This window comes from Pedobacter sp. 01T416_2 (genome assembly GCF_056398925.1).
Genome location: NZ_JBFTQI010000822.1, coordinates 1 through 2,485, shown reverse-complemented (window position 1 = coordinate 2,485; position 2,485 = coordinate 1). Strand labels below are relative to the sequence as shown.

Below are 2,485 nucleotides of genomic sequence, written 5' to 3'. Positions count from 1 at the left end.
GGATTACGTTTTTTGCAAATAGCATGTCCGATCTTGTAGCATCCAGGAAGCGTTGTACAAAAGCCTTGGATTTCTTTCCCTCATAATCAGCAGCAAAAACCTTACCCGGATATCCAACCCTTAAGCTCCCATCAAGAACACTCAGGCAGATGATCTCATCCAGCGATACTGCCGAGGTTATATGCGTCGAATGACTGGTGATAAATACCTGCCGGGCTTTATTCTTTACATTTTCCTTTAAGAACTTTAAAAACTTATACTGCATAGAAGGATGAAGATGCGCTTCAGGCTCCTCAATTACGAGTATAGGAAAAACCTTGGCATTACTGCCCAGATATTGCCCGTTGGTATCCATCTGCATCTTTGCAAGCAGAAGAGACATAAATATTAAATTATTGTAACCCAGCCCATTGTGTGTGGCAGGAATTTCCATACCTGTGCCGTATTTGATAATCAGCCGCAGAGTCGAATAAAGCTCCACTTCCGAAATACTGCCATCGAACCCAGGTTCAGCATCATTATGCGAGGCTCCGGTATCATTGGCATACTTTAGAATCTGACCTTCTCCATCCTTCATCCTTTCCTTTAAAAGATCCAAAAGTACATTTGCATTTGCAGCAAACTTTTCTTTCTGAACTTTGATTTCTGCCAGTTTTTCCGCTGAAGTCTTACCATTGTTCTTGATCTCAAAATCAATAAAAAAATCTACAACCTCCCTGAGAAGCGTATTTCTTCCGGTAAACATATCACGCTCTACATCCCTGATCGCATTCAAAAACTGATAATCAAATTTATGGATCGATTCGCTTTCAGCAGTAATCTTGAAGTTGGGATCCCCACCATAGGTTTTATGGATAAACTTTCTTAAAAAATCATGTTTGATTATATTCCATGCCTCTTTCGAATCTTTGGCTGTAGCGAGAGCCGCCCTGTACTCATCGTGCTCACCTGCAGGCAGAAAATACTCATAGGTTAGCTGAGCTCGGTATGGCGTCTCAAGTTTAGTCAGCCAGCCCGATACAGTTACTAGATCATCCCYTGTAAGATCCTCCCCTACGCTTTCATCGATAGTCAAAGCTATCTGGACCTTTGGCGGATGGCTTTTCAACACAGATAAGTCCACTTCTTTATTGAAGTCATCAACCTCAAGTTTTCTGGACACAGTGGGATCCAAGATCAGCGATAAAGATTTCAATAGATTGGTTTTCCCGGCATTATTGTGCCCGATGAGAACGTTGACACCTTCATTGAAATCTATATTGGTAGATACAAAATTTCTGAATCCATTGATATGGATTGATGATATATACATAATTGATATGGAGAGGTTGAAAGAAGCAAATTAGATATTTTTTTCTGAAGTAATAACTTTTTGAAATTACGGATAAAAAAACACAAAGAATAACCGTTAGATTATATTTCGGGATTGATTAAGCACAAACCACAAAGGGTTCCATGCAGGTCTTTTTAATCCTTCGGCTTATGAATGTGCGGCTTTAAATCAGGATGTTTGGGCTTTGTTTCGGGCAGAACCCTTCTTCTTTTATCATCCTTGCCATCATCTGTTTTGGGCTTAGGCCCGGGTTTGATTGCTTCCATAGTAATTAGTGAATTTAGTTTAGATATATAATCCGGTAAAGCTAAACAGGCCTGAATGCAATTGGATACGGTTTCCCGTAAAACCGAAAAAAATATAACAAAAGCAATACGCAAGAAAATATTATGAAGGCAATTTCGAAAAAAACACTAATTTGACCTTCAAAAAAACGCTCTTGAACCCACAACAAAACATACTCAAATTCTGGCGGGATGTAGAAATATTTAACTTACCAGACCTGTCGAACAGTATCCAACTAATTGAGAAAAATACTCCACTCCCATGGGCATTACCCCAGCAACCACTAGAGGATGCAAAGCGCAGGTACATCTTATATTTCGGCAAGCAACTTAAAATCGACGTTGTCAAAATCATCGAAGAGCATACTGGTGAAGCAGAAGAAAAACCGGACTGGATGGAAAAAGTGACAGGCAATACATGTATGGCTGTATTGATCCTAGAAGAAAACGGGCAGATCAGTGACGAGGGCGCTTACCTCCAGGCCTCTTACCTGCATGGATTAAAATGCCTTCAGAATGAAGAAGAAATGGAAAAAGTGGTGGAAAAGCTGGAAAAAGTACAGGAAGCTTTTACCGAGAGGCATAGTATAAAGCCACTTTCTGATGAAACAGATGAGCCAGTCCAACAGCATTTTATCGGCTGGAAGGAGTTGGAAAGAGAGATTAGCGTACTCAAAAGTTTAAACATCCAGGACCTCGAATGTGAACCAACCATTTATTGCCAGAGCATTATCATATCCAAAAAAATCAAAAATGCGGACACCAGTTTCCTCAACAGCTTTTATCTTGATGATCTAAACCAACTTATCAACCATCCAAAAAAATGGAACAAAGGACTGAACAACTACCTCAACCCGGAGCTCGATCC

Annotated in this window: 2 protein-coding genes and 1 pseudogene; 1 reads left to right on the top strand and 2 read right to left on the bottom strand. The window is 40.1% G+C overall.

Annotated elements, in window-relative coordinates; genetic code table 11:
* Positions 1–1,312: ATP-dependent nuclease (locus AC1DPQ_RS24570; protein WP_477611166.1), on the bottom strand; the 1,312-nt coding region annotated here is incomplete at its 3' end.
* A gap of 155 nt (positions 1,313–1,467) precedes the next feature.
* Positions 1,468–1,599 carry a hypothetical protein gene (locus AC1DPQ_RS24565; RefSeq protein ID WP_477584609.1) on the bottom strand — a complete coding sequence of 44 codons (132 nt, stop codon included), beginning with the start codon at positions 1,597–1,599 and terminating at the stop codon, positions 1,468–1,470.
* A 173-nt stretch (positions 1,600–1,772) separates the two neighbouring features.
* Between AC1DPQ_RS24565 and AC1DPQ_RS24560 the strand changes: the two are divergent.
* Positions 1,773–2,485 (top strand): annotated as a pseudogene (locus tag AC1DPQ_RS24560) (hypothetical protein); the annotation flags it as partial.

Excerpts from the sequence above, each read along its gene's own strand:
- AC1DPQ_RS24565 (WP_477584609.1), bottom strand. The coding sequence starts at position 1,599 with ATGGAAGCAATCAAACCCGGGCCTAAGCCCAAAACAGATGATGGCAAG.